The organism is Tamlana crocina (assembly GCF_012037625.1).
On the sequence record NZ_JAAVJS010000213.1, the window covers coordinates 1 to 469 of the forward strand.

Here is a 469-nt window from a genome sequence, read left to right on the forward strand (position 1 = left end):
GTATCTTATTGATCTCATGATTAGAGCTCAAAGATCTATGTTAGGCAATAACTATAATAAGTTACGCCTTCTCTTTAGCCAGATACCTCCCTATGGTGCCTCCCAGTCAAAACTTAATAGCAGGAAATGGTATGTAAAAGCGAGAGGAATTAGGGAGATCTATGAAATGGAGCAGGTTCAATACATCCATGACATCACCCGGGAGCGAAACAACCCGAATATTTTTGTAAGAAGAGAATCACATATCGCTATGGTGGACTTTCTGGGTTGGGAGAGCCTTCGTTTTCTTCCATACCTTAAAAAGGAAATGAACTTATGGCAACAGATCAAGATCGTGGAAAAACTTTATGCTCATTATCCCGATGCACAGATAAAATACCTGAAAAAAGTCTACGGTACTCAAAGACCTTACGCGCAGGAGTTACTCATGCGCATCATAAGGAAATTCAATCTTTTTACAGAAGTAGAA

1 pseudogene is annotated in these 469 nt (G+C 39.4%); it reads left to right on the top strand.

Annotated features, from left to right (window positions below):
* Window positions 1-37 precede the first annotated feature (37 nt).
* Window positions 38-469 (top strand): annotated as a pseudogene (locus HC176_RS16375) (hypothetical protein); the annotation flags it as partial.